Here is a 26,590-nt window from a genome sequence, read left to right on the forward strand (position 1 = left end):
TAACACCCCCGTAGCAGCGAGGAGATGGACCATGCTTATCGTATTCAGCGGCCTGCCCGGCACCGGCAAGACCACGATTGCCCGGGAGCTGGCCCGGCAGATGGGTGCGGTTTACCTGCGCATCGACGTGATCGAACAAGCACTGCGGGAGGCTGGCGCGCTGGCGGGCGATGTGGGTGCCAGCGGTTATGGCGTGGCGAATGCGTTGGCACTGAGTAATGTGCGCCTGGGGCAACGAGTGATCGCTGACTGTGTGAACCCGGTGAGGGAGAGCCGCGAGGCCTGGCGAGGCGTGGCGCGGGCGGCGGGCGTTGAGCTGGTCGATATTCAGGTGATTTGTTCTGATCAGCAGGAGCATCGGCGCAGGGTCGAGAGCCGTGAAAGCGATATTCCAGGGTTGCTGCCGCCGACTTGGCAGTCGGTGCTGGTACATGAATACGAAGCCTGGGATGAGCCGCCGTTCCTGCTCGATACGGCGCGGCTCACACCCGCACAGGCCATCGCGTCGGCCCACGCACTGCTTGATCGTCCCCACGCTCCGCGTGGGCATGCAGCCCGTGACGCTCTGCGTCACCTGCGCAAGGGGACGCGGAGCGTCCCAGGAGGCATTCCCACGCGGGAGCGTGGGAACGAGCCCTGTCAGTCGGGGAAGTTGGCGCGCAAAGCCTCCAGGCCATCGCTGTACACGCCGGCAAACAGCTCCTCCACCGCTGCATCCGTGGTACCCTCAGCCGGCGTGAACACGCCGGACCAGGTTACTTTGGCAGACGATTCGGTCAGCGCTTCGACCTGCACGGTCGACAAGTAGGCACTCACCGGAAACGGCGACTGCTCAATGGTGTAGCTGTAGGTGCGCGCCACGTTGTCGAAGGTCTGCAACCGCTCGACAATCTGGCCGCCATCGGCAGTATGCAGGTGACGCACGCGGCCACCGTCGCTCGGCTCGCTTTTGGCGATGAAGGGCAGCCAGTCAGGCAGGCTGTTGAAGCCACCGATGAGTTTCCAGACCTGGTCAGCCGACGCAGGGATTTCGATCACAGAAGACGCTGTTGCCACAATAAATACTCCAGACCGTTAAAAAATCAGATCGCCATGCTGTCGACAACCCCACCGTCGACCCGCAACGCGGCGCCGGTAGTGGCAGACGACAGCGGTGAAGCAATGTACGCCACCAGGTTGGCCACTTCATCCACATTCGCCGCGCGCTGGATGATCGAAGTCGGCCGCGCGTTGCGCACGAACACATCGGCCTCTTCCCGCGCGGTGCGCCCGGATTGCTGCGTGGCGTCCTTGAGCATGTGCTCAAGGCCATCGGTGAACGTCGGCCCCGGCAGGATCGCGTTGACCGTCACACCGGTACCTGCCAGGCGCTTGGCCAGGCCATGGGACACCGCCAGATTGGCGCTTTTGGTCACGCCATAATTGATCATGTCTGCCGGGGTCGCCACGCCGGATTCAGACGACACAAAGATCACCCGCCCCCAGCCCTGCTCGACCATGCCCGGTACGTAATGCCGCGCCAGGCGCACGCCGGAGATCACGTTGACTTCATAGAAGCGCGTCCATTCACTGTCCGGCGCTTCGAAGAAATCCACATCATTGAAGATGCCCAGGTTGTTGACCAGGATATCCGCGCGGGGTTCGGCGGCGAACAGTGTCTCGGCGCCTTCGACCGTGCCCAGGTCGGCCACGCACCCGCGCAGTTCGGCGCCTGGCACCGCCTGGCGGATGCTCGCCAGTGCCGCGTCGACTTTGCCGCTGTCACGCCCGATCACCACCACGGTGGCACCGGATTGCGCCAGGGCCTGACTGATGCCCAGGCCGATCCCGGCCGTGCTGCCGCTGACGATGGCTACTTTGCCGCTCACATCGATTTTCATGGTTGGAACTCCTGAAGTTAAAGCGGCAGAGGCGCGCGAAGCGAGATCAACTGCGCATCGCGCAACGCCTGCCAGAAGGCTGCTGGAATCTGCTCTGACAACGCCGCGAAGTCTTCGGCAATACGCCCCGGACGACTGGCACCGGGAATCACCGCGGCCACGGCCGGGTGAGCCAGGGAAAACTGTAGCGCAGCGGCCTTGACGCTGACGCCAAACGCTTGGGCAATCGCCTTGATCTGCTCGACTTTGCCGATGATCGCCGGGCTGGCCTGCTGGTATTCAAAGTGCGCACCGCCGGCAAGGATGCCGGAGCTGTAGGGGCCACCGACCACGATCTCAACGTGCTGTGCGAGGGCCGCGTCCATCAGGCGCTGCAAGGCACGGTCGTGGTCGAGCAGGGTGTAGCGACCGGCCAGCAGAAAGCCGTCGGGTTGGGCTTCGGCCAGGTCCAGCGTCAGCTCGCACGGCTCGACGCGGTTCACACCCAGGCCCCAGGCCTTGATTACGCCTTCTTCGCGCAAGCGCGTCAGCACCTTGAACGCGCCGGTACGCGCCTGGTTGAAGTACTCCAGCCACTGATCGCCGTAGAAATCCTGGGCAATGTCGTGAATCCACACGATGTCCAGGCGGTCGGTGCGCAGGCGCTCAAGGCTGTCTTCAATCGAGCGCAAGGTGGCGTCGGCGCTGTAGTCATTGAGCATTTTGTTCGGACGGCCGTGCTCGAACACACCGCTTTTCTCGCCCAGGTCACGGGCGCTTTCTTCGACCTCGTCGAGAATCACCCGGCCGACCTTGGTGCTGAGCACATAGTCGTCGCGGTTGTAGTGGGACAAGGCCTGGCCCAGGCGAATTTCCGACAACCCCGAACCGTAGAACGGCGCGGTATCGAAATAACGCACGCCGTGATTCCAGGCGGCCTCGACGGTGGCCTGGGCTTCGTCTTCGGGAATCGCGCGGAACATATTGCCCAGCGGTGCGGTGCCAAAGCCCAGTACGCCGGGCAGTTTGTCTTTCAAGCTCATGGTGGTTCCTCAATCGGTTCAGGGTCGCGATGACCGTTGAGCAGATCCTAGATTGCCTGGATCGGACCGTCCAAGACATACTACGACCAACTTGAGTCCCGATAGGTCTTATATGATTGATCTACGCCAACTGCGCTACTTTGAAGTGGTCGCTGAAGAACAACACGTCGGCCGTGCCGCCGAGCGCCTGCACATCTCCCAGTCACCCTTGAGCCGGCAGATCGCCCAGCTTGAAGAGCGCCTGGGCCTGACGCTGTTCGAACGCAGCCAGCAACGTATCCGCCTGACCCGCGACGGCCAGACCTTCCTCGCCGAAACCAAGGCGCTGCTGACCCACGCCAACCGGCTGGAGTCCCTGGGCAAGCGCCTGGGCCGGGGTGAAGAAGGCGGTTTGTGCATCGGCTATATCGAGAACGCCATGCACGCAGGCGTCCTGCCCAATGCCCTGCGCGTGCTGCGCGATGACCGGCCTAACGTGCATATCAAGCTGTATAACCTGCCCTCCCTTGAACAGTTGGAAGGCCTACGCCAGCGCAGCCTGGACATTGCCCTGGTGGGCGAACCACCAGCGGCCGACGATCCGGACCTGACTGCCCGCCAGGTGCTCGATGAACCCATGCTGCTGGCCTTGCCCGAACATCACCCGCTGACGCAGCAACACGAGCTGCTGCCCGAGCACCTGGCCGACCAACAGTGGATCGGCGTGCAGCGCAAACCTGGCGCCAGCCCGGCTGACGACTTTGTCGCCGCGTGCATCCGTGCCGGTTTCACCCCACAGATTCCCATGGAAGCCAGCGAGCCCTTCACCGCACTGGGCCTGGTGGCCTCCGGACTGGGCGTGGCCATGGTCCAAAAAGGCCTGAGCCGCAACGCACCGCCAGGCGTGGTGTTGCGCGAACTGCCCTGGCTGAACTACACCACCCCGCTGTGGGCGGCCTGGCACCGGATCAACCTGCGGCCGTTGGTGGAGACGTTTCGCAAAGTGCTGACCGAACCCCAAGGCTGACGCAATCCAAACTGTGGGAGGGGGCTTGCTCCCGATAGCGGTGGGTCAGTCAGCTCATCTATGGCTGATATACCGCAATCGGGAGCAAGCCCCCTCCCACAGTTTGACCGAGTCCATACTGGCATCTTGTAAAGTCCCGCACTTCCCCCTAGCTTATGCGCCCCCCCGCCCAGCGCTTTAAGGCCTTGCCCCATGGTTTTGCGTTTTCGTCCCGTCGTCACTTCACGTTTCGCCCTTGGCCTGTTGTTCAGTGGAGGCATCGGTCACAGCCTGGCGGCGCAGGTTGAGCTGCCGGCGGTGCAGATCCAGGGCCAGGATGAGTCCGGCTATCGCACGCAAACCGCCGCGGTCGGTGGCTTCGATGAGGCGCCCCTGCTCGATACGCCCGCCTCGATCAGCGTGATCAACGCCGCGCTGATCAAGGACCAGCAGGCCCGCCTGCTCAGTGAGGTGCTGCGCAATGACGCCTCGGTGGGCGACAGCTACGCGCCGATCGGCTACTACGAAAACTTCGTGGTGCGCGGCTTCTCGCTGAATGCGGCGAGCAGTTACAAGATCAATGGGCGCACCATCACCGGCGAGCAGAACGTCGCCCTGGAAAACAAGCAACAGGTGGAAGTGCTCAAGGGCCTGGCCGGGTTGCAAAGCGGAATTTCCGAGCCCAGCGGGGTGATCAACTACGTGACCAAGCGCCCTGAGGACGTGCGTTCGGTGACGGTGTCCAGCGATGATCGCGGCAGCGGTTATGTGGCCACCGATGTCGGCGGCTGGTTCGGCAGTGAGCAGCAGTTCGGCCTGCGCGCCAACGTCGCCCACGAGGATCTGAATTCGTACGTGGAGCATGCCAACGGCCAGCGCGATTTTGTGTCCCTGGCCTTCGACTGGAATATCAGCCCGGATGCCGTGCTGCAACTGGATGCCGAATACCAGAACAAACAGCAGCGCTCGGTACCGGGATATCAATTGTTGGGCGGCACTGAAGTGCCTCACGACGCTTCACCGAAAAAGCTGCTGGGGCATCAGACCGGGGGCAAGCAGGTGGGCATCGACTCACTGAACCTCAACGGCAAATTCGAATATCGTTTCAGTGATCAGTGGAAAGGCAACATCAGCGCGGCGCGCAGCAAGGTGGTGATTGACGATTACAGCTCATTTGCGTGGGGCTGCTACGGCTCGGCCAGCTGCAGCTCGGCAAGCGTGCCGAACTACTTCAGCCCCGAGGGCAATTACGACGTCTACGACTACCGCAGCCCTGACGACACGCGGCGTGACGACGAAGTCCAGGCCGCCATGACCGGCCAGTTCGACACCGCAGGCCTGGCCCATGAGCTGACCTTCGGCACCAGCGCGTTTCGCCGGGTGATCGACAAGCGCAAGTCGGTCAATGAGCTCATTGGCACCGCCAATATCGACGCAGATGCGCCGAGCTTCCCGCCGACTGACAAACCGTTGAACGACAGCCACCGCAACCTCGACAGCCGCCAATACGGCCTGTTCGTCACCGACCGCATTCGCTTCAACGAGCAATGGCAAACCATCCTCGGCGGCCGCGAAGTACGCCTGGACGAAACAGCCTTCGACGGCGTCACCGGCAATAAGGCCCGCCACACCCAACAATATGTGTTCCTGCCGCAGGCTTCGTTGATCTACAAACCGATTGAAAACATCTCGCTGTACACCAGCTATAGCAAAGGGCTGTCCCTGGGCGGCACCGCGCCTTGGTTTGCGGACAACGCCGATGAAACCCTGGCGCCCACCACCTCGCGGCAGATCGAAGCCGGGGTGAAATACGACTGGCGCCGCATCAGCTTCGCCGCCGCTGTGTTCCAGACACGCCAGGCCTATCAGTACGCGAAGCCCGCAGACGTCGGGTTCACCTACGTGCAACAAGGCGAGCAGAAAAACACCGGGATCGAACTGTCGGCCAACGGCTGGGCCACCGAGCGCCTGCAGGTTTCCACCAGCGTCGCGGCGATCCGGGCGCGGGTGAACGGCAGCGGCACGCCGGCATACGAAGAGCACCAGGCGATCAACGTGCCCAAACTGCGCGCCAGTGTATATGCCGACTATGCGCTGCCGTGGGTCAATGGCCTGGCGGTGCTTGGTGGTGTGCAATACAGCGCCAAAAAGTACGCCAACCGCACCGGCACTGTGGAGGTGGGGGATTACGCGGTGGTCAATATCGGCAGCCGCTATACCACCCGGGTCGATGGCTATGAAACGGTGTTTCGCCTGAGCGTCGACAACCTGTTCGACAAACGCTACTGGCGCGACGCGGGCGAATACATGGGCGATGACTACCTGTTCCAGGGCGCGCCGCTGACGGCGCGCCTGAGTGCTTCGGTGAATTTCTAAGGTTTACTTGGGCATCTTGCGAAAGCCCACAGCCAGGCGATTCCAGCTGTTGATGGTGGCGATCGCCACGCTCAGGTCAACCTGTTCCTGCGGGCTGAACTCAGCGGCCAGTGTGTTGAAGTCTGCGTCCGGGGCGTGGGTCTGGCTGAGCAGGGTCAGGCTTTCGGCCCAGGCCAGGGCGGCGCGTTCACGCGGGGTAAAGAATGGGGTTTCACGCCAGGCCGACAGCGTGTACAGGCGGCGCTCGGTTTCGCCGCCCTTGCGTGCATCGGCAGTGTGCATGTCGAGGCAGAATGCGCAGCCGTTGATCTGCGAGACGCGCAGGCGCACCAGTTCCAGCAGCGGCAGTTCGATGGACAGTTTGCCGACCGCCGCCTCGAGGGCAAGCATGGCTTTCATGGCGTCGGGGGAAGCGGTGTAGAAATCGGTACGGGTTTGCATGGTGGAACTCCAGAACGGTGGGATTGGTGAGCAGGTTAGTCACCTGGGCGTTCTGGAGAAATAGCCAATCCGGGCGAAGAACAGGTGACCAATCTACAGGCCACGGTTCTTCAACCACTGCAGGAAACCCTTCTTCACCGGCACCATCGGCGCGTCCTCGGTCAGCGCCTGGGCGGCATGCACGCGGAAATCCAACAGCGCCTTCATGGCTTCGCCGATGTCATGCCGCGCATCCAGGCAAGGCTTGAGGTATTCGTTTTCGATGCGGTACAGGGTGCAATAGGTCTTGGCGGTGAAGTCCGCCAGGGTGGCCTGGTCGGACAGGATGCCGGACTCGCCAATCACCTCCCCCGGCCCCATGCGCCCGGCTTCGAACTTATGGCCACCCTTGAGCAACATCACCGAAACCACGCCGGATTCAATGATGAACAAATGGTCGCTGACCTCCCCCGCCGGCAGGATCATGTCGCCGGCGCGGTAGGTGTGCAGGGTCATGTTCTGGCTGAAGGTGTCTTTTTCCTCCTGGCGCAGCGTGGAAAAGATCGACGAACGCTCAAGCAAGGCCCGCGCACCGGAAACCGTGGCGGGCGTGCTGCCTTCGGTGGCAGACAACAGGCCCACGCCCGCCGCCTGCAAGTGCCGGAACGCCAGGTCGTAAAGCTGGTTGCGCACTTCGCGCTTGAGGCCCATGGCCGGCACAAAGCCGCTGATTTCGTACTCAACGCCGCCACTAGCCGACACCTTGAACGCCACACTGGGCGCCGGCTTGGCCAACAGCGCCCGGCAGCCCTGCATCGCCCGCTCGAGGGCCTCGATCACCGTTTGTGGGCGCGCATGGGGGCTCACTTGCAGGCTGACCGCCAGGCCGAACATGTCTGCCGGGCGCGAGAAGTTGATGATCTTGGCCTTGGCCGCCAAGGAATTGGGGATGACCGCCAGGCTGCCCTGGGACGTCTGCAACCGCGTGGCACGCCAATCGATATCGGTGACGCGGCCTTCGGTGCCGTCGATGGAGATCCAGTCGTCGATCTGGTAAGGCTTGGTGGTGTTGAGGACGATCCCGGAAAACACGTCGCTCAGGGTGCTTTGCAGCGCCAGGCCGACGATGATCGCCACGGCGCCCGAGGTGGCGAGCACGCCCTTGACCGGCAGGTCGAGCACGTAAGCCATGGCGGCGATGATCGCGATCAGGAAAATCACGGCGCCCATCAGGTCCTGCAACAACCGTCCGGTATGGCCGACCCGCTGCATCATCACCGCGCCGAGCAATACCGTGAGGGTACGCGCGGCGAACAGCCACCAGCCGATCTGCAACGCGGTGGCCGCCAGGTGCAAGGTGGTGTCATCGGCGTAGGGCGCCGCTTGCATGGGGTTCATGCCGTCGTTGAACAACACCGCGCTGAACACCGCGAAGATCACCAGCCGCGCCGCGAGTTTCCAGTTGGCGAGCGTGGGCGAGATCAGACGCCACACGGCAATGTCGATAAGGATCAGCGCCACGGCGCACAACATCGGGTGATCAGCGATAAATGAGGGCATCCAGGCGACTCCAGGGCGAATGCCGAGAAGATCGCATGAAATGGCGATGGCGGGTATAGCGCAGAAAAAAATGTGGGAGGGAGCAAGCCCTGATGCCAGTCAGTCAAGGCGACACCGAACCTGTGGCGAGGGAGCTTGCTCCCGCTGGACTGCGCAGCAGTCCCATTGTTTGGGGCCGCTTCGCGCCCCAGCGGGAGCAAGCTCCCTCGCCACAAGTTAGTTCTCGCTCCTGCTACTTCTTAACTGACTTGCATTAGGGCAAGCCCCCCTCCCACGGGCTTTCAGGCCTGCATCCGCCCGAACTTGCCCGACTGGAAGTCGGCAAAGGCCTGGTGGATTTCCTGCTCGGTGTTCATCACGAACGGACCGTGACCGACGATGGGCTCGTCGATCGGCTCACCGCTGAGCAACAGCACCTTGGCGTCGTCATTGGACTCCAGGGTGAGCCGGTCACCGTCGCGCTCGAACAACGCCAGTTGCCCTTGACGCGCGACTTCCTCGCCGTTGATCAACACCGTTCCACTCAAGATCACCAGCGCGGTGTTACGCCCGGCGTGCAGGTCCAGCGTAACGGCCTTGCCGGCCTTCAAGCGCAAGTCCCACAGGTCAATCGGCGTGAAGGTACGCGCAGGCCCCTGAGTGCCGGCGAACTCACCGGCGATCAAGCGCAGTTGCCCCGCGTCGCCCGGCAGCCCCAACACCGGAATGTCGCCATCGACGATGGTCTGGTAACCGGCATCGGCCATTTTGTCCTTGGCGGGCAGGTTGACCCACAGTTGCACCATCTCCAACGCCCCGCCTGCGCGCGCAAAGGCTTCGGAGTGGAACTCTTCATGGAGAATGCCTTTGGCGGCTGTCATCCATTGCACGTCACCCGGGCCGATTTTGCCGCCGGCACCGGTGGAGTCGCGGTGCTCGACTTCGCCGTCATAGACGATGGTCACTGTTTCAAAGCCGCGATGGGGGTGCTGGCCGACGCCGCGACGGGTTTCGGTAGGCGTGAAATCGGCCGGGCCGGCGTGGTCCAGCAGCAGAAATGGGCTGATGTGTTTGCCCAAGGTGTCGTAGGAAAACAGGGTGCGCACCGGAAAGCCGTCGCCGACCCAATGGGCGCGGGGGCTGGTGTAGATACCGATCAGTTTTTTCATGGTGTACCTCCAAAGTGCATACACCATAAGTCTCCCAACCGTTGAACACTAGGCGGCGAACGCGGCTTTGAGCGTTCTATGTATAGGACAATACCTTGGGCGTGCGCTGACGCAACAGGTGGAACGCGACGAAGGCCGCGACGGCAAAAACGGCTTGAATAACGATCATCGGCGTTGCGCTGCCGTCACGCAAATGGCTCAACAACACGCCGCTGCAGGTGGCGCCGAACATCTGCGCAAACCCCATCAACCCAGCGGCCAGCCCTGCGCGATGGGCGTTGGGCATCACCCCGCCCGTGACCGCACCGGGTAGCACCAGCCCACCCCCGAGCGTGGCCAGGGCAATGGGCAGGTCCAGGCCGACCACCGAGAGCCCGAACAGCGCATAAATCACCAGTGCCAACACCCCGCCGGCGGCCACCAGCGTCACGCCCATCGTCACAATCCGCTGCGGCCCCAGGCGCAAAATGTTGCGCCGGGCATAGGTGGAACCGACGATCAGCATCGACACGATCAGGCCAAAATTGATGCCGTACTCCAAGCTGCTCAACCCCAGCAGGTTGATGAATACCGCCGACGAACCGGCAATCACCGCAAACATCGCGCCGTAGGTACAGGCCAGCGCCACGGCATAGGCGCGGTACTGGCGGCCCTTGAGCAAATCCAGGTATTGCCCGCCGAGGGTGCGCCAATGTGCGGCCTTGGGATCGAGGTGAGGGTTACTCTCGCGAAAGAACGCCACCGCCAGCAGCCACACCACGCTGCCGATGATCACAGCGAGCACGATGGGCGCGTGCCAACCGAACAGTTTGATCAGCAAGCCGCCCGCCATCGGCGCCACAACAATGGCATAGAGCATGCCGATCATGGTCAGCGCCAGGGCCGGACCCGCCTCGGTTTTCCACACATCGCGTACCACGGTGCGCGCCAGCACCAACGCGGCGCATGCCCCCAGGCCCTGCAGCACGCGGGCGGCGATAAATTGCTGAATGTCCGTCACCAGCAGCATCGACAGCGTCGCCAGCACGTACAGCGTGAGGCCACCGATCAATACCGGGCGGCGGCCGATACGGTCCGACAGCGGCCCGAACAGCAACTGCCCCAGGCCGAACGCGGCCACAAATGCCGACAGTGCCATCAACGCCGAGCCTGGCGGCGCCGCCAATGCCTGCTCGATGGCGCCCAGGCCCGGGATGATCAATTGCGTTGAGACTTCACCCAGCGCTGTCAGCGCAACCAGTAAGAACAACAAGCGGCGCGAAGGTGCCGGGGCGTTTGCCATGGGGAATGTCCGGGGGCTGGATTAATTTATATTTCGACCATAATATGAGCGAAAAATTATGTCCATAATTTTTTGCCCTGTGGTCATCCTGGAGTCCATCATGCCGCCCCTCCCTCTTCGCCTCTTAACGCCCCTGGCCCTGTTGATGGTCCTCAGTGGCTGCAACAGCAAGGCCGACAGTGCCGCTCAAACCTCCCCGCCGCGTCCGGTACTGGCCGTCAAGGTCGAGGCTGGCGGCACCCAGCAAAGCGCGTACACCGGTGTGGTTGCCGCCCGTACCGAAAGCAACCTGGGCTTTCGGGTCAGCGGCAAGGTGATCGAACGCAAGGTCGATCCCGGCCAGCACGTCGCTCGGGGCGACACCCTGCTGGTGCTGGATATCGGCGATTTCGAACTGGCGTTGCGCTCGGCAAAAAACCGCGTCAACGCCGCCCAGGCGCAACTGCGCCAGCGCCGCGACGACGAAAACCGCTACCAGCGTCTGGCCAGTACCGGCGCGGTGTCGCGGCAGATTTTCGACCAGTCGGCGACCAACCTGCGCGTCGCCGAAGCGGAACTGGCGGCGGCGCAATCGGATGCCAGCCAGATCGAAAACCGGCGTACTTATTCAGTGCTCAAGGCCGATGGCGACGGCATCATCACCGACGTCCTGGCGGATCGCGGCCAGGTGGTGGCCGAAGGGCAGATCGTCGCGCGCCTGGCCCATGACGGTGCCCGCGAAGCCATCGTCAACCTGCCCGAACAGCAGCGCGCCCAGGCCGCGCAAAACGCCCTGGCCTTCCCCTTCGGCGCCGCGGACCAGGCCGTCACCGCCACCCTGCGCGAGCTGTCCGCCAGCGCCGACCCCACCACCCGCACCTACCGCGCGCGCTATGTGCTGCATGGCCCGCTCGAACGTTTCGCCCTCGGTTCCACCATCACCGTGCGCCTGCAAGGCAACGGCCAGGCCCAACAAACCCGCGTGCCTATCGGTGCGTTGCAGGATGCGGGGCAAGGCACCGGCGTATGGCTGATCGGTGAAGACAACCGGATCAGCTTCGCCCCGGTGAAAGTCGCCAGTCTCGGCCAGGAAGAGGCCCTGCTCGACAGCGGCGTCAGGCCCGGCCAAACCATCGTCGCCCTCGGCGCGCACCTGTTGCACAGCGATGACAAAGTACGCCTGCTGCCCGCCCAGGCGCTGGCCCTCAACCGCAAACAGGACCAATGAGCATGCGTGGAATCAACCTTTCGGAACTGGCGGTCAAGCACCGCGCCGTCACGCTGTTCCTGATCATCGCGATTATTGCTGCCGGGATCTTCTCGTTCGGCAAACTGGGGCGCGCCGAAGACCCCTCGTTTACGGTCAAGGTCATGACCATCACCGCCGCCTGGCCCGGCGCCACTGCTGAAGAAATGCAGGAGCAAGTGGCCGACCGCCTGGAAAAGCGCCTGCAGGAACTGGACTACTACGACCGCGTCGAGACCATCGCCCAACCGGGTTTCGTTTCGATGCGCATGACCTTCCTTGAATCCACGCGCCCGAGCGAGATACAGGAGCTGTTCTACCAGACCCGTAAAAAGCTCAGCGACGAAGCCGCAAAACTGCCCAAGGGCGTGATCGGGCCGTTTTTCAACGATGAGTATTCGGATGTCTACTTTGCGCTGTATGCCCTGGAGGCCGAACACCTGCCCCATCGCCAGCAGGTGCAAATGGCCGAAACGCTGCGCCAGGGCCTGCTCAACCTGCCGGGGGTGAAGAAGGTCAATATCCTCGGCGAACAGGCCCAGCGCGTGTTTGTCGAGTTTTCCTACGAGCGCCTGGCGACCCTGGGCATCAAGCCCGAACAGATCTTCGCCGCCCTCGCCGCACAAAACGCCGTGGCGCCCTCGGGCTTCGTCGAAACCGCCGGCGCCCGCGCCTACATCCGTATCGATGGCGCCTTCGACAGCCTGGCGCTGATCGAGAACGTGCCGGTGCAAGCCAATGGCCGCGTGCTGCGCATCGCCGATGTGGCCACCGTCAGGCGTGGCTATGAAGACCCGCCCAGCTACCGCATCCGCCATCAGGGCGACCCGGCGCTGATGCTCGGGGTCATCATGCAGAAGCATTGGAACGGCCTGGAACTGGACAAAAGCCTGCAGGCCGAGGAAGCCCGAATCCAGGCCGACCTGCCCTTGGGCGTAAATTTTGCCAAGGTGTCCGACCAGGCGAAAAACATCAGCCTGGCGGTGAACGAGTTCATGCTCAAGTTCTTCGTCGCCCTGGCGGTGGTGATGCTGATCAGCCTGTTGGCCCTGGGCTTTCGCGTGGGGTTGGTGGTGGCGGCGGCCGTGCCGCTGACGCTGTCGATCGTGTTCGTGATCATGCTCGTCACCGGCCGTGAATTCGACCGCGTCACCCTCGGCGCCCTGATCATTTCCCTGGGCCTGTTGGTGGACGACGCCATCATCGCCATCGAGATGATGGTGGTGAAACTCGAAGAAGGCTTTGACCGCATCCATGCGGCCACGTATGCCTGGAGCTCCACGGCAGCACCTATGCTGACCGGCACGCTGGTAACGATCATCGGCTTCTTACCCGTGGGGTTCGCGCGATCCGGTGCCGGCGAGTACGCCGGGAATATCTTCTGGATCGTAGGCTTTGCCTTGATTTCATCCTGGTTGGTGGCGGTGGTGTTCACGCCGTATCTGGGCGTGAAGCTGTTGCCGCAGATCAAGCCGGTGCCCGGCGGGCATGATGCGATTTACGCCGGGCGCTATTACCAGAAACTGCGCGGCCTGGTGGAGGCCTGTGTGCGAGGGCGCTGGCTGGTGACCGGGCTGGTGGTGACGGCGTTTGTGCTGTGCGGCCTGGGGATGGCGGTGGTGAAGAAACAGTTCTTCCCCGACTCCGACCGTTCCGAGCTGATTCTGGAGGTGTACATGCCGCCCGGCAGTGCGTTCAAAAGCACCGAAGCGGTGGCGGCGCAGGTGGAAAAAGCCCTGTTGCAGGAACCGCAGACGAGCCTGGTCGATACCTATGTAGGCGGCGGCGCACCGCGTTTTTTCCTGTCGTTGAACCCTGAGCTGCCGGACCCGGCGTTCGCCAAGCTGATCGTGCAAACCCCGGATTCCCACGCCCGCGATGCCTTGAAAGTGCGCATGCGCGAGCGCATCGCTGCCGGCGAGTTTCCAGCGGCGCGGGTGCGCGTCACGCAATTGGTGTTCGGCCCGCCGGTGCCATTCCCCGTGGTGTTCCGTGTGTCCGGTCCGGACCTGGACACGCTGCGTGGGCTGTCCGAACAGGTGCGCCAAGTGGTGGCCGGCAACAAACTGACCCGCGACGCCTTCCTCGAATGGGGCGAGCGCGCCAGCGGTTACCGCCTGGTGCTGGACCAGGATCGCCTGCGCCTGCTGGGTTTCACCCCCGACGAGGTCAAGTCGCAGCTCAACGCCCTGCTCAGCGGCAACCCGATCACCGAAGTGCGTGAAGGCAACCGCACCGTGTCCGTGGTGGCCCGCGCCCAGGGCAGCCAACGCGAAGACCTCGGCAACCTCAACAACATGACCCTGGCCAACAGCGCCGGCACGTCGGTGCCGCTGGCCCAGGTCGGGCATTTCCAGGCGGTGATGGAAGAACCGATCCTCAAGCGCCGCAACCGCGCCACCACCGTGGAAGTGCGCGCCGACATCATCGACGGCGTACAACCGCCCGATGTGGAAATGGCCGTGTACAAAGACCTGCAGCCGCTGATCGCCAAGCTGCCCACTGGCTACCGGATCGACATCGGCGGCCCGGTGGAAGAAAGCGCCAAGGCCAACGTCGCCCTGGCGGCGCTGTTCCCGATCATGATCCTGCTGACGCTCACGGTGATCATGTTCCAGGTGCGCTCCTTCGGCGTGATGCTGATGGTCTTCGCCACCGCGCCGCTGGGCCTGATTGGCGCGGTGCCGACCTTGCTGCTGTTCAACCAGCCGTTCGGGTTCAACGCGATCCTCGGGCTGATCGGCATCGGCGGCATTCTGATGCGCAACACGCTGATCTTCACCGACCAGATTCGCCAGAACCAGGACCACGGCATGCCGATCCGCGAGGCCATCGTCGAGGCAACCGTGCGCCGAGCGCGGCCAGTGATCCTCACCGCACTGGCGGCGGCGCTGGCGTTCATTCCGCTGACGCTGTCGGTGTTCTGGTCATCCCTGGCCTACGTGCTGATCGGCGGGGTGCTGGTGGGCACGGTGTTGACGCTGCTGTTCCTGCCGGCGCTGTGCAGCCTGGTGCTGCGCGACAGGGTTGCTGAAACTTCCCACGTAACCGCCGGATAAGCTCTACTCCCCTGCCCTGAAAACCTCTGCAAAGTCCCTCGCCTGATCAAACAGTGCGAGGGAGTGCAGATGGTTTTTCCAGTGAGAGCCCTGATCGATGGGGCTCACCCATGATCGAAGCAACCGGCCGAGCCATTGGCTTTCTGGTGCTGGCCGCGATGGATTCAAAGACGCGGGACGTCGAATCCGTGCTCAGCGATTTCCGCGGCTGCCTCAACCACTACGACACCTGGGCGCAGAACTTCTTCAGCTCTGCGGCACTGGATGTGGAGCAGGTGTTCAAGGTTGGGAACGAGGTGGCGCTGGTCGCCCCGATCAACCGTTCGATCTTCCCCAGCAGCACCGTCGCTACATGCCAGGCCAACGGCACGTTGACACTGGTGCATATGTTCCAGAGCTCGCGGTTCGTGCCGATCGGCAACACGCCGGTGATGTTGCAGCGCATCGACCCAAACGGCGGCCCGCTGGGCGAGCCGATCCATAAAACCATCGGCCCAAGCGGCATCCTCGAAGTCACCGAGTGTGACCGCAACCAGCGGTACCGGATCAGTTTCTACCCCGACGTTTCCTCGGCGCATTTCAAGGCGCTGTATGCCTCTTATCAGTCGGTCATCACGCCACTGGAAAGCTGGCTGCGCAGCGAGTGGGGCACCACCTTTGAACCGCTATGGAAGGGTTATTCCGAAGCGAATTTTCTCCAGCGTTACCTTTCGCTGCACCGCGCTTATGCCCAAGGCTTTGGCGAAGTTCTTTACTCGGTTTGGGACAACATCACGCAGTTACTCCAGTGGTTGTCCGACCCGCTGGCCAACGCTGAAAAGCTGCTGCATTACCTTTCCCAGGACGAGCTTGAAAAACTGTTGGCGTTAAGTGCCGAGACCCTCGCCAAGGGTTTGCTGGTGCTCAGCGATGAGCCTTTGCTGTTCGCTCACCTGGCGGCCCTGGTCAGCTGGATGCGCATGCTGCCACCGCCGTATATGAACGAAATGCTCGGGGCGATTGGCGCCGAGATCGTCATCACCCTGTTATTGGGACTGGCGTCGGCCGGCATGGGTTTTGTGGTGCGCATCAGCACCAAAGTACTGGCCGGCATCAAGTCACGCCGGGTGCGCAGGTGGCTGGAGCAGATAGCCGCGCAGTTCGGCACAGCTCGCTTGGAGGGGCACACCGAAGCGCTTAAGCCGGTGTTGCTGGGCAGTGCCCCAATACCGATCAAGGCGGTGCCGGTGGCGCCTTTGAAGGCTGGCGACACGCTGGTTTCGAACGCGGTGCCGGCGGTGCGCAGCAAGACGCAGCGTACGGCGTTGGTGCGGCAGGAGGCGGTGGATGATGTGCCCGCCCCGTCTAAAAATCCGGCTGGGGAGGCTGCTGACTCTGCGGATAAAACCGTCACCCACGGCTGCCCGGTATCGATGGTTACCGGCGAGGAACTGCTGACGCTCACCGATGGCGCGCTGGATGGGGTCTTGCCGTTCGAGTGGACGCGCTTGTATCGCAGCAGTGCGGTGGAAGTGGATTGTGGGCTGGGATTTGGTTGGAGTCATGCGCTGGCGCAGCGGCTTGTGGTGGCGGGCGATTCGGCGGTGTGGACCGACCATGAGAATCGCTCGACCACCCTGCCCTTGCCGACGGTGGCTCGGCCGGCGATTACCAACAGCCTGGCGGAAGCGGCGATTTATTTGGGCTCGGTTCCTGATGAACTGGTGTTGGCCCAGGGTTCGCGCTTCTACCATTTTCGCGACGGTGTACTGACGACAATCAGCGATGCGTATGACAACCGGTTGTTGGTTGTTCGGGATCGGTTGGGACGGATTGAGCGACTGGATAACGGCGTGGGCCGCTCTTTGCTCTTGCGCTATGAGCTGGATCGCATTGTCGCGGTGGACTACCAGGTTCATCGCGCCACGGGGCATGAACCCTTCGTCTGGGTGACCGAGCAGAACGTCGTTTCCTACGCCTATGACGATAATGGACGACTGGTTTCAGCGACCAACGCTGTCGGTGAAAGCGAGGTTTATCGGTACGACGAGCAGCACGTCATTCTTGAGCGCCAACTGGCCGGTGGGGCGAGTTTCTTCTGAGAATGGGAACGCGCTGGCAAGGCAGCGCGCTGTGTCCGGCATTGGGCCAGTTTTTCGCAGATGGACACGCGGTATGCCTGGGGCGATGACGGTCGCGTCACCGTGCATAACGCCGACGGCAGCCAGGAAGTTTACGTACATGACCAGCGGGCGCGGCTGATACAGCGCATCGATCCCGACGGCGCCCAGCATTTCAAATCCTACGATGACAAGGGCCGCCTGACCGTCGAGCAGGACCCGCTGGGTGCGGTGACGGCCTATCAATACGACGACGCCGGACGCTTGGTCGCGCTGTTTCCGGGGGATGATGAGGCGACGTCCTACGAGCATGACAACGGTTTCGTACGGGTTGTAAGACGTGGTGAGGCGGTCTGGAAATACGAGCGTAATGACCAGGGCGATGTCATTCGCCAGATCGATCCGGATGGCAACGCGACTGACTACAGCTACGACAAACAGGGGCAATTGACCGGGGTTTGGTACCCCGACAACAGCTGCCATCGCTTGGTGTGGAACGAACGCGGGCAGCTCGTTGAAGAGCAGTTACCGAATGGCGGGATCAAGCGCTATCGCTATGACGACCTGGGCCGGCAGGTTGCGCGTGAGGATGAAAATGGCGCGCTGACCCAGTATCAGTGGGACGCCATAGGCCGCCTGCTAAAGCTGACCCAGCCCGGCGGTACTTGCCGGGAATTCAGCTACAACCCCTACGGAAAAATCACCGCCGAACGCGACGAACTCGGCCACGTCACCCGCTACGAATACGCCGACGGCCTGCACCTGATCAGCCGCCGCATCAATGCCGACGGCACCCAGGTCAACTACCGCTACGACAACGCCCGCTTGCTGCTCACCGCCATCGAAAACGAAGTCGGCGAAACCTACCAGCTCGACTACCACCCCAACGGCCTGATCCAACAGGAAACCGGCTTCGACGGCCAACGCACCGCGTACGCCTACGACCTCAACGGCAACCTGCTGGAGAAAACCGAATACGGCGACGACGGCAGTCAGCTGATTACCTGCTACGAGCGCGACCACGCCGGCCGCCTTGTAAGAAAAATCCTGCCCGACGGCAGCGTTGTTGACTATGCCTACGACCGCCAAGGCAACCTCGTCAGCGTCGACGACGGCCACTGGTTCCTTGCCTACGAGTACGACCGCCAAAACCGCCTATCCGCCGAACACCAAGGCTGGGGCACGCTGCGCTACGGCTACGACGCCTGCGGCCAACTTCAGCATTTACGCCTACCGGACAACAACCGCCTCACCTTCAACCACGACAAAGGCGGCCATCTTGCCACCGTCGAACTGAACGGTGCGCTGCTCACTTCCCACCTGTTCAAAGCCGGCCGCGAACACCAACGCCAACAAGGCCAACTGCTCAGCCATTACCACTATGACGAGCAAAACCGGCTACATACCCACGCCGTCACCCAACAGCAAAACCACCTCTACCAACGCCACTACGACTACGACAAAACCGGCAACCTCACCCGCCTGCACGACACCCGCAAAGGCGAACACCTTTACCGCTACGACCCACTCCACCGCCTGACCCGCGCCGATCACTCGCAAGACGTCCAGGAACGCTTCGGCCACAACCCGGCCGGCAACCTGCTCATGCAAGACAGGCCAGGGCCGGACATCGTCGCGGGTAATCGGTTGGTGATCCAAGGCGATCACCACTATGACTATGACGCCTTCGGCAACCTGATACGCGAGCGACGTGGCAAGGGTCACTCACTCGTCACCGAATACCGCTACGACTGCCAGCACCGGCTGATCGGCATCACAAAGCCCAATGGCCAAACTGCCAGTTATCGCTACGATCCGTTTGGGCGGCGCATCAGCAAAACCGTCGATGGAAAAACCACCGAGTTCTTCTGGCAAGGCGACAAGCTGATCGCCGAACACCATGCGGATCGTCATCGCAGCTATCTCTACGAACCCGACAGCTTCCGCCCATTGGCACTGCTGGAAGGCTTCGGCCCAGCAGAGACCAAGCCCTACCACTACCAACTCGACCACCTCGGCACGCCGCAAGAACTCACCAACCCCGACGGCGAAATCGTCTGGTCCGCCCATTACCGCGCCTACGGCGAAATCAGCCGTCTCGACGTAGGCAAAATCGACAATCCGCTGCGCTTTCAAGGCCAATACTTCGATCAGGAAAGCGGCCTGCACTACAACCGCCATCGCTACTACAATCCGGATATTGGTCGTTACCTGACGCCTGATCCGGTGAAACTGGCGGGTGGGATCAACGCGTACCAGTACGTGCTTAATCCTACAAGGTGGGTAGACCCTTTAGGCCTAAACACTTGTCCAGGCGAAAAAAAATGTCAGCAGAGCAGTTATGACGATCCTGAGGCATTGCCAAAGGTCAATGAAAACAGCCCGCTCACACCTACAAGCCCAAGTGCGCCACCTGAGATGGGCTACCACAGGGAGATCTATGCGAGCAAACCCGTAAAGCCGGAAGAAGCCGTTCAGAAATGGGAAGAGTTTTTGGGTCCGCCCCCTCATACGAACATCAACCCACGAACGGGCGGACCTGATCGCGACAGAATTGTTTCCGGCGATGCAAAAAGAAGCATCCGTTACGGCCCTCATGAAATGAACAGCAAGCCGAGCAAGCATCATTACCATGAGGAAACATGGACGCTTGAGTTAAAAACCAACATGATGAATGTAGACAATACTGTTGTACGAGTCCCATTAACGGAGAAGTGAAATGAAAATACGAACTATCGACGTTTTTTCCGAACAAGATACTTTATATGTGGAATTCAGCTCGCCTTTTGGAAATGGTACGGCTTTCTGGCGCGGCGCCAAACCAAGTATCGGTGAAGACTTGGATGTGGAATTCGAATTAGACGAAATATTTTTCTGGAAGAAAAATATTGATCTTTCTTCTGACACGACCCCGAAAATCACCGCAAACGATGGTACATACACCATAACTGGCGAGCTTATTAACGACACAGACAACCATGCAATACTAAAGTTAGGGGATTCAGTAATCCTTATAGAACTGAATCAACCAATCTCGCACAACGTCGGCTTCGTTGATATCAGAACTACTGCCGTTCACTTTTATCCGACTAACATTTAGGCCAACAAACAAATCTGCCCCTTTTCCCGCACGCAGCGTTTCCAAGCCCATGAACCAAGACTATCCTGAATTACAACAATTCCTTGCTGGATATTTCAATCAAGACTGGATTGATGATCACGACAGCGCAAACGACGTAATTAATTTCTTTAGATCCGAATCTTCCGACGAAACACTGACCACAGTACAACTCGAACTGGCTAAATTAATTTCCACCCCCAAAACCGAACAAGAACTTCAACATTATCTGCTTTTCGATATCGGATGCTACTACTATTATCCTAACGAATGGAACGATGGCAGAACTTGGTTAAAGCACGTTGCTTCAGCGTTAAAAAATGCTCAGATTTTAAATAGTAGATAACACAAAATCCGAATCGGATTTTTCTACCAAAACAAATAATTTTCTATTACTGGTTATGAGGTTGCCATGCAGCCCACGCGAGCAAGCTCGCTCACCACAGGTCAAGCAGCATCCGTAAATACCCTAACTGTAGCCATCTTTTTAAAAACACGAACTCCGGAGACTAACCAAATGATCTCGTTAGACTTCCTGCAAGGCACAATCACTTACGATGAGTTGTCTATGGTGCAGAATTGCGCGATTGAGCATCAAGCCCAACACCTGAAGGAGGACATGCTGCAGGTAGAGTACCCAGACGGGTTCCTCATTGACGTAGGCTGGTATCCCTCGTTCGACCCTAAAGGCCAATTTCAAATCAGGGCTGTTAAGAATCATGAATGGGACCTTCCAACTTTAACGCTTACTGCACAATCAATTGACGCGTTAAGAGAAGCGCTGGTGCTCGCACAGGTTTCGATTAATACAGAACCTCAAACAGCAGCAACCTCCATGATGCTTGATAACACTCAATCAATTGCCCTTCCCACTCCACCCATCCAGTAGGATCCGCTGGGATTAACTTGCGTATCCGGGCGGTGCCCAGGACAAAACGACAGAGCGTTAGCAAAAAAAATGAGCAAAAGCCTCCAGAAGCTAGCGACTCCATCCGGTCGTCAACATATGAACAGGCAGCAAATAAAGCATTGGATTGGCTGCTTGAAAATAATTTCCGCGCAGAAAATCCAACTCCGGGAAGATTCGGTCCACACAAAGGGGAACCAATTGGAATGCAGACGGCTGACGGCAAAACTGGCTACCGCGTCGAGCATGACGACAAAAGCGGCGCTGATATAAATGTTTGGTCTGCGAAGAAAAAGGGACCACACTATCTCTTCGAGGCTAGTCCGAAAACCGTATTAAAACTGACTAAAAGGTTTGCAAAAAAATGAGCTATTTTGATGATGAGCTAATTACGGAGCTGAGATCTCACAATATTGCCTTTAATATTCTCCCTGAAAATGATCACGCTTCCATTGTTAGAGAAATCAATGAAACTATACCTTTTTCAGGAAGCAAGATTGCATGGAGCAAATTAAATAAAAGCATTAATTTTGGTGGCGACCTTCCGGACTTTTCAACTTCAAAAATGGCCAAGGAAATCAAAAAATTCGCCGACGATAAAATAATTTTTTTGGGTGATTCGGCTTGTGACGAAGCTTACTGCATAAACCTAGAACAACTAGAAGATGCACTCAGAATTTTCTCAGAAATACCACAACACACATATATACTTCAAAAACAGCTAGACTGGATTGCTTGCATTTCATTTGAAGGCGATATCGACTTTGCACTATTGAAACCCTCCGCACCACAAACTTCCGCGCTTTGAGAAATAGACGTTGAAAGCCATATAGAGAAATTAACGGACTATAACAAAACTTATCTTTTCGGCACAAATTCTACTTTAGACGCAGGTGTCCGCAAACAGAACCATCTAATTAAAGGTGACAGGTTTATTTAATAGTTTACCGACTATCGTCAAACCCAAATAAATCGCCCCCTTTTATCCGAAAATCAGTACAGGGACATCCTCGGCGCCACTCCAGTAAAAACTGATGAAACTTACGTAGCTACTCAATACCTAATCCCCGCAATACTGGATAAAAATGGAAGACCTAAAACAGCTTATACAAAATTATGACTCTGAAAAAGAGCACCCAAGATGTCAATAATTCGCGGCCTGCTATTTACTTATGACATCGAGAACACAGATGACCTGAAAAAAAGAAAAGCTCATAGCGTCAAAAGACGCAAACAACGAAAAATAACTTATTAAACTTTTTAACGAACTGACCAAACCGGAATTTCTGACATATACCAAACCTGAGCAAGAGGCCATATACTTCTAAAGCTGGTCCCCGTTACCCGATTTAAGATTGGTACCCTGTAATGAACTACTTGGAACAAGAAATAGACGAAGCCTGCATAACGTTGGCTATAAACGCCAAAAAGCTTGGGCTGAACGAACTCATAACGTTGGTAAATGGTCTCACGAAACATTTTTTCAGATTTCAAAGCAACGTTCTCGACCCAGTCGAAATGAACGAGAAAGGCACCGAACACAACCCCAACTTTTGGAAGGAAATACAGCATCGCATTGACAAAAAAAATTTGATTCTTTTAGTGCTTGACTCAGAATATAGAGGCTGGGAAATCGACTGTGCGAAAAATATTACATCTATTTTAGGTGAGACCTCGGGATACCCTTTCTGGATAACGAATAGAAAGCTTACGTTCCTAGTACACATGGATGATCATGACTGTGTCATTTGGGTTTGAATGGCGCTCACCAGAATTTTATACATACACCTTGGAAGAACAGGACTGGTATATCGAAACCATCAGATATTACCTATCAACCGAAGAAACTTTCGACTCAGTCTTTTATCTTTTTGACACATATTTTGAAGATGACATTAACGACAATAGAGCATTTGTGAAGACCTTACTCGAATGTCTGACTCGTTATCGAACTGAGGCGACGACCTAGTAGAACCACCACACCCTCTCAAAACCATAATTCCCTGTGGCGAGCAAGCTTCCCCGCATTCCCTTTCGAACAAGGACCATGCTGAAAGACCCGTTTTTAAATGAGCCGTTCGCCCCAAGCCTAATGTGGTTTATCGGGGTATTTGATATTTACGACCGCGAGCAAGAGGTCGGTATAGAGATTAGTAAATATGACCCAAAACAACAAGTCAGACAGAGAAGAACCAATAAAACGTTACGCGTTGAATTTAAGCTACCTATCGTATAGGCACAAATACGCGCTAACTGAAAGCTTAAAAAACAAGCTGAATCAAGAGATCTACAACTTCCATAACTTATTTGAGATGAGCGAAGATAACACTGGATCTTGACCAAGAGCATAATGGTATGAACTTGATAATCCAAAGGATTTTCTAAGAGAGATTTATCTTTTAGCTAAAGATGCGTGGAAAGACGACCTTCAAAAAGCAAGCCGCGAAGACCAGTCAACCTGGTAGAAACACCGCTACTTTTTCGGAAGAATCAACTCCCTCGGGCGGGCGAGGTCGCTCGCCCGCTGCAAAAACCCCATCAGCAAAAGACCTCTGCTTGTAGTAATAAGCGTGCATTAAATAAATCCGCAAACTTATTTCAACTAGGAAATTGAAAATGTTATTTCACCCAGACTCCGACACTATCCCCTTCGACGCCAGCCTTTACTATTTTGTGGGAATTTTTGATATTTATGACAGGGAGGAAACCAAAGGGGAAGAGCTCGCTTGCTTCAACCCTAATGACCGTAAAGATAGAGAAACCCTCATAGCAAAGTACTGCCTAGATCCATACAAAAAACTATCCTATCGACACAGGTATAAATTAATAGAAAACTTATCTATCGCATTAAACACCCAAAATTTCAACTTCCACTCTTATTTTGAGAATGACCCAGATAAGTGTTCTACTATGGCTTGGGACGAAACGGAAATAGCCGATCCACGTGATTTCTTCGCCGACATATATCGCCTAGCCAACGAGGCCTGGAAAGACGACCTCGAAAAAGCCAGCCGCGAAGACCAATCAACCTGGTAGCCCCCTGAAATACCCTCCCCCTTGTGGCGAGCAAGCAAGCTCCCTCGTCACAAGTACACGACCCGCTCAGCGCTTGGAAAGCTCCATAATCATCCGACTTAACAAATACACCCGAGGCACCACGCTCTCCACCTCGGCATATTCCTCCGGCGTGTGAATATTCCCGCCCACTATGCCAAACCCGTCCAGCGTCGGCGTCCCTACCCCGGCCGACAAGCTCGCATCCGCCGCGCCGCCGCTGCCTTCGATGGTCAGGGTCTTGCCCAGTTCGCCGTAGATGCCTTGGGCAATCGCGACCAGTTTGTCTGACTCCGCGGTTTGCGGCATCGGTGGCAAGCCGCGTTGCAGGCTGGTCTTCACTTCGGTTTCGGGGATCAGTTTGTTCGCGGAGACCCGTGCCAGGTCCTTCTCGATGCGGTCGAACTCTTCCGGCAGCGCGGCGCGTACGTCGGCCTTGGCGGTGGCTTGGTCGGGGATGACGTTGGTGCGGTCGCCGGCCTTGAGTACGGTGAAGTTGATGGTGGTTTTTTTCTCGGCGTCGCCCAGCTTGCCCAGTTGCAGGATCTGGTGTGCGGCTTCCATGGCGGCGTTGCGCCCCAGTTCAGGCGCGACGCCGGCGTGGGCGGCTTTGCCTTTGACTTCAACCACGGCGGTGGCGCTGCCTTTGCGCCAGACCACCAGGCCGTCGGCTGGGCGGCCGGGTTCCAGGTTGAGGGTTACGTCGTGGCTCTTGGCGGTGGTGCGGATCAGTTCGGAGGCGGCGTCGGAGCCGGTTTCTTCGCTGGCGTCGAGCAGGAAGGTGATTTGTGCATAGTCCTTGAAGCCTTGGTTTTTCAGGACTTTCAACGCGTAGATGCCGGCGACGATGCCACCTTTGTCGTCCATCACGCCGGGGCCATAGGCGCGGCCGTCCTTGATGTGGAACGGGCGTTCGGCGGCCGAGCCTTCCTTGAACACGGTGTCCATGTGCGCCATCAGCAGAATTTTGGCCTTGCCGGTGCCCTTGAGGGTGGCGATCACATGGCTGTTGTTGGCGGCTTTGTCCGGCACCAGCTCGATGCTGAAACCCAGCTGTTTCAATTCATCCACGGCGATGTCGCGCACTTGGGTCAGGCCGAGCTCGTAGCCGGAGCCGGAGTCGATATTCACCAGGCGCTCCAGCAGTTTCAGGGCCTCGGCCTTGTACTGTTCAGCGTCCGCCTGGATCGGCTTGTGGGGTTCCGCGCTGTAAGCCGGTACGGCGAAGGACAAGGCCAGGGTGGCGGCCAGCAGGGTGCGGGGGAAGGTGAAGAGCATGGACCGATCCTTGTTTTTTGTTGAGGGGTACCGCCACACCCTACCCCACTAAACGGACCGCAACCAAGCCCCCTGCAGCGAGCTGACCCGGTTGCGCCCGCTGCTTTTGGCCTCGTACAAAGCCTGGTCGGCATCGTTGAGCCAACTGGTGGCGTCGGCGTGGCTCGGCAGGTATGGCGCCAGGCCGATACTCAAGCTGGCGCGCAAGGTCGGGTCCTGGGCGTAGGCCAAGGCGTTGAAACGATCACGCAGCGCGTCCATCACTTCAGTGGCACGGTTGAGCGGCATGTCCGGCAGGATCACGCAAAACTCATCGCCGCCGTAGCGTCCGGCAAGGTCGGTGGCGCGCAGGTTCTGGCGCAATACCCGGCTCAACTGGCGCAGGACAATATCGCCGGTGACATGGCCATAGGTGTCGTTGATGATTTTGAAGTGGTCGATATCGATCAGCGCGATGGCCGCACCGGCCGGGCCGCGACGGCAACGTTGGAACTCGATTTCCAGGTGATCCTTCCAGGCGCCGTGGTTGAGCAGGCCCGTCAGGCTGTCGGTGCGGCTCAGGGCCAGCAGCTCGCGCTTGTGCCGCGCCAGGGTCACGGCCTGGCGGTAGCAGATCCAGCCCAGGGCCAGGGGATACAACGTCAGGATCGGCAGGCAGGCATACAGCTGGGCCTGGGTGGTGACGCCGATGAATGCGGGCGCGACTATCAGCAGCGCCGTGGCGATGCCCAGCGCCTGGGCCACCCACCCCGCCAGCAGGAAGCGCGGCCCGCCGATGGCGACGTTGTTCATGCTCATCATCGATAAGGTGGTGACGCTGGGCAGCGGGTTGAAGTGCATCGCGCCGACCCAAAAGCCGCCGCAGAAGGAATCGAATAGCAGGTTGCGGCGTTCACTGCGCAGGGTATGAGCGGCACGCAAAGACGCTTGGAACGCCAGGTGCGGCCAGATAAACGCGTTGATCAGCATCCAGGCCCACACCCATGGGGACGGGTTCAGCGGATACATGCCGAACGCCACACAAACAAAGCCGAGCGCCAGCCCCAGGAGGCGCGATTTGTACAAGCGCGAAGCGAGCGGAAGTCCATTTCCTCCGACGGCTGCCATGATGGGGGTTATTCCTGGGTGAGTCCCTGGAGTCTATCAGGGCGACGGCAAATCGCCACTACTGCTTACA

General features: G+C 59.0%; 19 protein-coding genes and 3 pseudogenes. 12 read left to right on the forward strand and 10 right to left on the reverse strand.

Annotated features, from left to right (window positions below):
- Nucleotides 1–31: 31 nt before the first annotated feature.
- Nucleotides 32–511, forward strand: a pseudogene (locus tag C4J93_RS15385) (AAA family ATPase); the annotation flags it as partial.
- A gap of 128 nt (nt 512–639) precedes the next feature.
- On the opposite strand, the gene C4J93_RS15390 reads toward C4J93_RS15385, so the two are convergent.
- From C4J93_RS15390 to C4J93_RS15400, 3 genes are read right to left on the reverse strand one after another with little or no spacing between them, the layout of a single operon-like run.
- The gene (locus tag C4J93_RS15390; RefSeq protein ID WP_124429823.1) at nt 640–1,056 is read right to left on the reverse strand and encodes an SRPBCC family protein; all 417 of its coding nucleotides are present in this window, start codon (nt 1,054–1,056) and stop codon (nt 640–642) included.
- A gap of 26 nt (nt 1,057–1,082) precedes the next feature.
- The gene (locus C4J93_RS15395; protein WP_124429824.1) at nt 1,083–1,880 is read right to left on the reverse strand and encodes an SDR family NAD(P)-dependent oxidoreductase; all 798 of its coding nucleotides are present in this window, start codon (nt 1,878–1,880) and stop codon (nt 1,083–1,085) included.
- Between the two features lie 17 nt (nt 1,881–1,897).
- Nucleotides 1,898–2,902 (reverse strand): aldo/keto reductase, encoded by a 1,005-nt coding sequence (locus C4J93_RS15400; protein WP_124429825.1) that lies wholly within the window; start codon nt 2,900–2,902, stop codon nt 1,898–1,900.
- A 112-nt stretch (nt 2,903–3,014) separates the two neighbouring features.
- Here C4J93_RS15400 and C4J93_RS15405 point away from each other — a divergent pair, with 112 nt between their 5' ends.
- Nucleotides 3,015–3,908: a LysR substrate-binding domain-containing protein gene (locus C4J93_RS15405; RefSeq protein ID WP_124429826.1), complete on the forward strand. Its 894-nt coding sequence runs from the start codon at nt 3,015–3,017 to the stop codon at nt 3,906–3,908.
- A gap of 192 nt (nt 3,909–4,100) precedes the next feature.
- Nucleotides 4,101–6,263: a TonB-dependent siderophore receptor gene (locus C4J93_RS15410; RefSeq protein ID WP_124429827.1), complete on the forward strand. Its 2,163-nt coding sequence runs from the start codon at nt 4,101–4,103 to the stop codon at nt 6,261–6,263.
- A 3-nt stretch (nt 6,264–6,266) separates the two neighbouring features.
- On the opposite strand, the gene C4J93_RS15415 is transcribed toward C4J93_RS15410, so the two are convergent.
- The 5 genes and pseudogenes from C4J93_RS15415 to C4J93_RS15435 form a co-directional block, all read right to left on the reverse strand.
- Complete coding sequence (locus C4J93_RS15415) at nt 6,267–6,704, reverse strand: carboxymuconolactone decarboxylase family protein (RefSeq protein WP_124371005.1); 438 nt, start codon at nt 6,702–6,704, stop codon at nt 6,267–6,269.
- A 93-nt stretch (nt 6,705–6,797) separates the two neighbouring features.
- Nucleotides 6,798–8,243, reverse strand: coding sequence for a mechanosensitive ion channel family protein (locus C4J93_RS15420; protein WP_124429828.1), 1,446 nt, complete (start codon nt 8,241–8,243; stop codon nt 6,798–6,800).
- A gap of 119 nt (nt 8,244–8,362) precedes the next feature.
- Nucleotides 8,363–8,458 (reverse strand): annotated as a pseudogene (locus C4J93_RS27750) (N-acetyltransferase); the annotation flags it as partial.
- Nucleotides 8,459–8,524: 66 nt separating this feature from the next.
- Nucleotides 8,525–9,391 (reverse strand): pirin family protein, encoded by an 867-nt coding sequence (locus tag C4J93_RS15430; protein WP_124429829.1) that lies wholly within the window; start codon nt 9,389–9,391, stop codon nt 8,525–8,527.
- Nucleotides 9,392–9,467: 76 nt separating this feature from the next.
- Nucleotides 9,468–10,673, reverse strand: coding sequence for a multidrug effflux MFS transporter (locus C4J93_RS15435; RefSeq protein ID WP_124429830.1), 1,206 nt, complete (start codon nt 10,671–10,673; stop codon nt 9,468–9,470).
- 100 nt (nt 10,674–10,773) lie between these two features.
- Between C4J93_RS15435 and C4J93_RS15440 the strand changes: the two genes are divergently transcribed.
- The 9 genes and pseudogenes from C4J93_RS15440 (at nt 10,774) to C4J93_RS15490 (ending at nt 24,117) form a co-directional block, all read left to right on the forward strand.
- On the forward strand, nt 10,774–11,880 hold the full coding sequence (locus C4J93_RS15440; protein WP_124429831.1) for an efflux RND transporter periplasmic adaptor subunit: 1,107 nt from the start codon (nt 10,774–10,776) through the stop codon (nt 11,878–11,880).
- A 2-nt stretch (nt 11,881–11,882) separates the two neighbouring features.
- Complete coding sequence (locus tag C4J93_RS15445) at nt 11,883–14,957, forward strand: efflux RND transporter permease subunit (RefSeq protein WP_124429832.1); 3,075 nt, start codon at nt 11,883–11,885, stop codon at nt 14,955–14,957.
- A 110-nt stretch (nt 14,958–15,067) separates the two neighbouring features.
- Nucleotides 15,068–19,774 (forward strand): annotated as a pseudogene (locus tag C4J93_RS27435) (RHS repeat-associated core domain-containing protein).
- Nucleotide 19,775: 1 nt separating this feature from the next.
- Entirely contained in the window at nt 19,776–20,156 is a 381-nt protein-coding gene (locus tag C4J93_RS15455) for a hypothetical protein (protein WP_124429833.1), read from the forward strand.
- A 49-nt stretch (nt 20,157–20,205) separates the two neighbouring features.
- Entirely contained in the window at nt 20,206–20,520 is a 315-nt protein-coding gene (locus C4J93_RS15460) for a contact-dependent growth inhibition system immunity protein (protein ID WP_124429834.1), read from the forward strand.
- Nucleotides 20,521–20,691: 171 nt separating this feature from the next.
- Entirely contained in the window at nt 20,692–21,063 is a 372-nt protein-coding gene (locus C4J93_RS15465) for a hypothetical protein (RefSeq protein ID WP_256660078.1), read from the forward strand.
- Between the two features lie 17 nt (nt 21,064–21,080).
- A complete protein-coding gene (locus C4J93_RS15470) occupies nt 21,081–21,449 on the forward strand; it encodes a hypothetical protein (protein WP_124429835.1) in 369 nt (122 codons plus the stop codon).
- Nucleotides 21,446–21,889 carry a hypothetical protein gene (locus C4J93_RS15475; RefSeq protein WP_124429836.1) on the forward strand — a complete coding sequence of 148 codons (444 nt, stop codon included), beginning with the start codon at nt 21,446–21,448 and terminating at the stop codon, nt 21,887–21,889. Before C4J93_RS15470 ends, C4J93_RS15475 begins: the two co-directional genes overlap by 4 nt.
- A 1,808-nt stretch (nt 21,890–23,697) precedes the next feature.
- On the forward strand, nt 23,698–24,117 hold the full coding sequence (locus tag C4J93_RS15490; RefSeq protein WP_124429838.1) for a hypothetical protein: 420 nt from the start codon (nt 23,698–23,700) through the stop codon (nt 24,115–24,117).
- Between the two features lie 66 nt (nt 24,118–24,183).
- On the opposite strand, the gene C4J93_RS15495 is transcribed toward C4J93_RS15490, so the two are convergent.
- Together C4J93_RS15495 and C4J93_RS15500 are read right to left on the reverse strand one after the other, a co-directional pair.
- A complete protein-coding gene (locus C4J93_RS15495; protein ID WP_124429839.1) occupies nt 24,184–25,413 on the reverse strand; it encodes a M20/M25/M40 family metallo-hydrolase in 1,230 nt (409 codons plus the stop codon).
- Between the two features lie 48 nt (nt 25,414–25,461).
- The gene (locus tag C4J93_RS15500) at nt 25,462–26,520 is read right to left on the reverse strand and encodes a diguanylate cyclase (protein ID WP_124429840.1); all 1,059 of its coding nucleotides are present in this window, start codon (nt 26,518–26,520) and stop codon (nt 25,462–25,464) included.
- Nucleotides 26,521–26,590 lie beyond the last annotated feature (70 nt).

Source organism: Pseudomonas sp. R2-37-08W (genome assembly GCF_003851705.1).
Taxonomy (GTDB): domain Bacteria; phylum Pseudomonadota; class Gammaproteobacteria; order Pseudomonadales; family Pseudomonadaceae; genus Aquipseudomonas.

What these genes read in the sequence shown, in the direction of transcription:
- C4J93_RS15395 (WP_124429824.1), bottom strand. Translation starts at nt 1,880, where the DNA reads ATGAAAATCGATGTGAGCGGCAAAGTAGCCATCGTCAGCGGCAGCACG.
- C4J93_RS15400 (WP_124429825.1), bottom strand. Translation starts at nt 2,902, where the DNA reads ATGAGCTTGAAAGACAAACTGCCCGGCGTACTGGGCTTTGGCACCGCA.
- C4J93_RS15405 (WP_124429826.1), top strand. Translation starts at nt 3,015, where the DNA reads ATGATTGATCTACGCCAACTGCGCTACTTTGAAGTGGTCGCTGAAGAA.
- C4J93_RS15410 (WP_124429827.1), top strand. Translation starts at nt 4,101, where the DNA reads ATGGTTTTGCGTTTTCGTCCCGTCGTCACTTCACGTTTCGCCCTTGGC.
- C4J93_RS15415 (WP_124371005.1), bottom strand. Translation starts at nt 6,704, where the DNA reads ATGCAAACCCGTACCGATTTCTACACCGCTTCCCCCGACGCCATGAAA.
- C4J93_RS15420 (WP_124429828.1), bottom strand. Translation starts at nt 8,243, where the DNA reads ATGCCCTCATTTATCGCTGATCACCCGATGTTGTGCGCCGTGGCGCTG.
- C4J93_RS15430 (WP_124429829.1), bottom strand. Translation starts at nt 9,391, where the DNA reads ATGAAAAAACTGATCGGTATCTACACCAGCCCCCGCGCCCATTGGGTC.
- C4J93_RS15435 (WP_124429830.1), bottom strand. Translation starts at nt 10,673, where the DNA reads ATGGCAAACGCCCCGGCACCTTCGCGCCGCTTGTTGTTCTTACTGGTT.
- C4J93_RS15440 (WP_124429831.1), top strand. Translation starts at nt 10,774, where the DNA reads ATGCCGCCCCTCCCTCTTCGCCTCTTAACGCCCCTGGCCCTGTTGATG.
- C4J93_RS15445 (WP_124429832.1), top strand. Translation starts at nt 11,883, where the DNA reads ATGCGTGGAATCAACCTTTCGGAACTGGCGGTCAAGCACCGCGCCGTC.
- C4J93_RS15455 (WP_124429833.1), top strand. Translation starts at nt 19,776, where the DNA reads ATGAAAATACGAACTATCGACGTTTTTTCCGAACAAGATACTTTATAT.
- C4J93_RS15460 (WP_124429834.1), top strand. Translation starts at nt 20,206, where the DNA reads ATGAACCAAGACTATCCTGAATTACAACAATTCCTTGCTGGATATTTC.
- C4J93_RS15465 (WP_256660078.1), top strand. Translation starts at nt 20,692, where the DNA reads ATGATCTCGTTAGACTTCCTGCAAGGCACAATCACTTACGATGAGTTG.
- C4J93_RS15475 (WP_124429836.1), top strand. Translation starts at nt 21,446, where the DNA reads ATGAGCTATTTTGATGATGAGCTAATTACGGAGCTGAGATCTCACAAT.
- C4J93_RS15490 (WP_124429838.1), top strand. Translation starts at nt 23,698, where the DNA reads ATGTTATTTCACCCAGACTCCGACACTATCCCCTTCGACGCCAGCCTT.
- C4J93_RS15495 (WP_124429839.1), bottom strand. Translation starts at nt 25,413, where the DNA reads ATGCTCTTCACCTTCCCCCGCACCCTGCTGGCCGCCACCCTGGCCTTG.
- C4J93_RS15500 (WP_124429840.1), bottom strand. Translation starts at nt 26,520, where the DNA reads ATGGCAGCCGTCGGAGGAAATGGACTTCCGCTCGCTTCGCGCTTGTAC.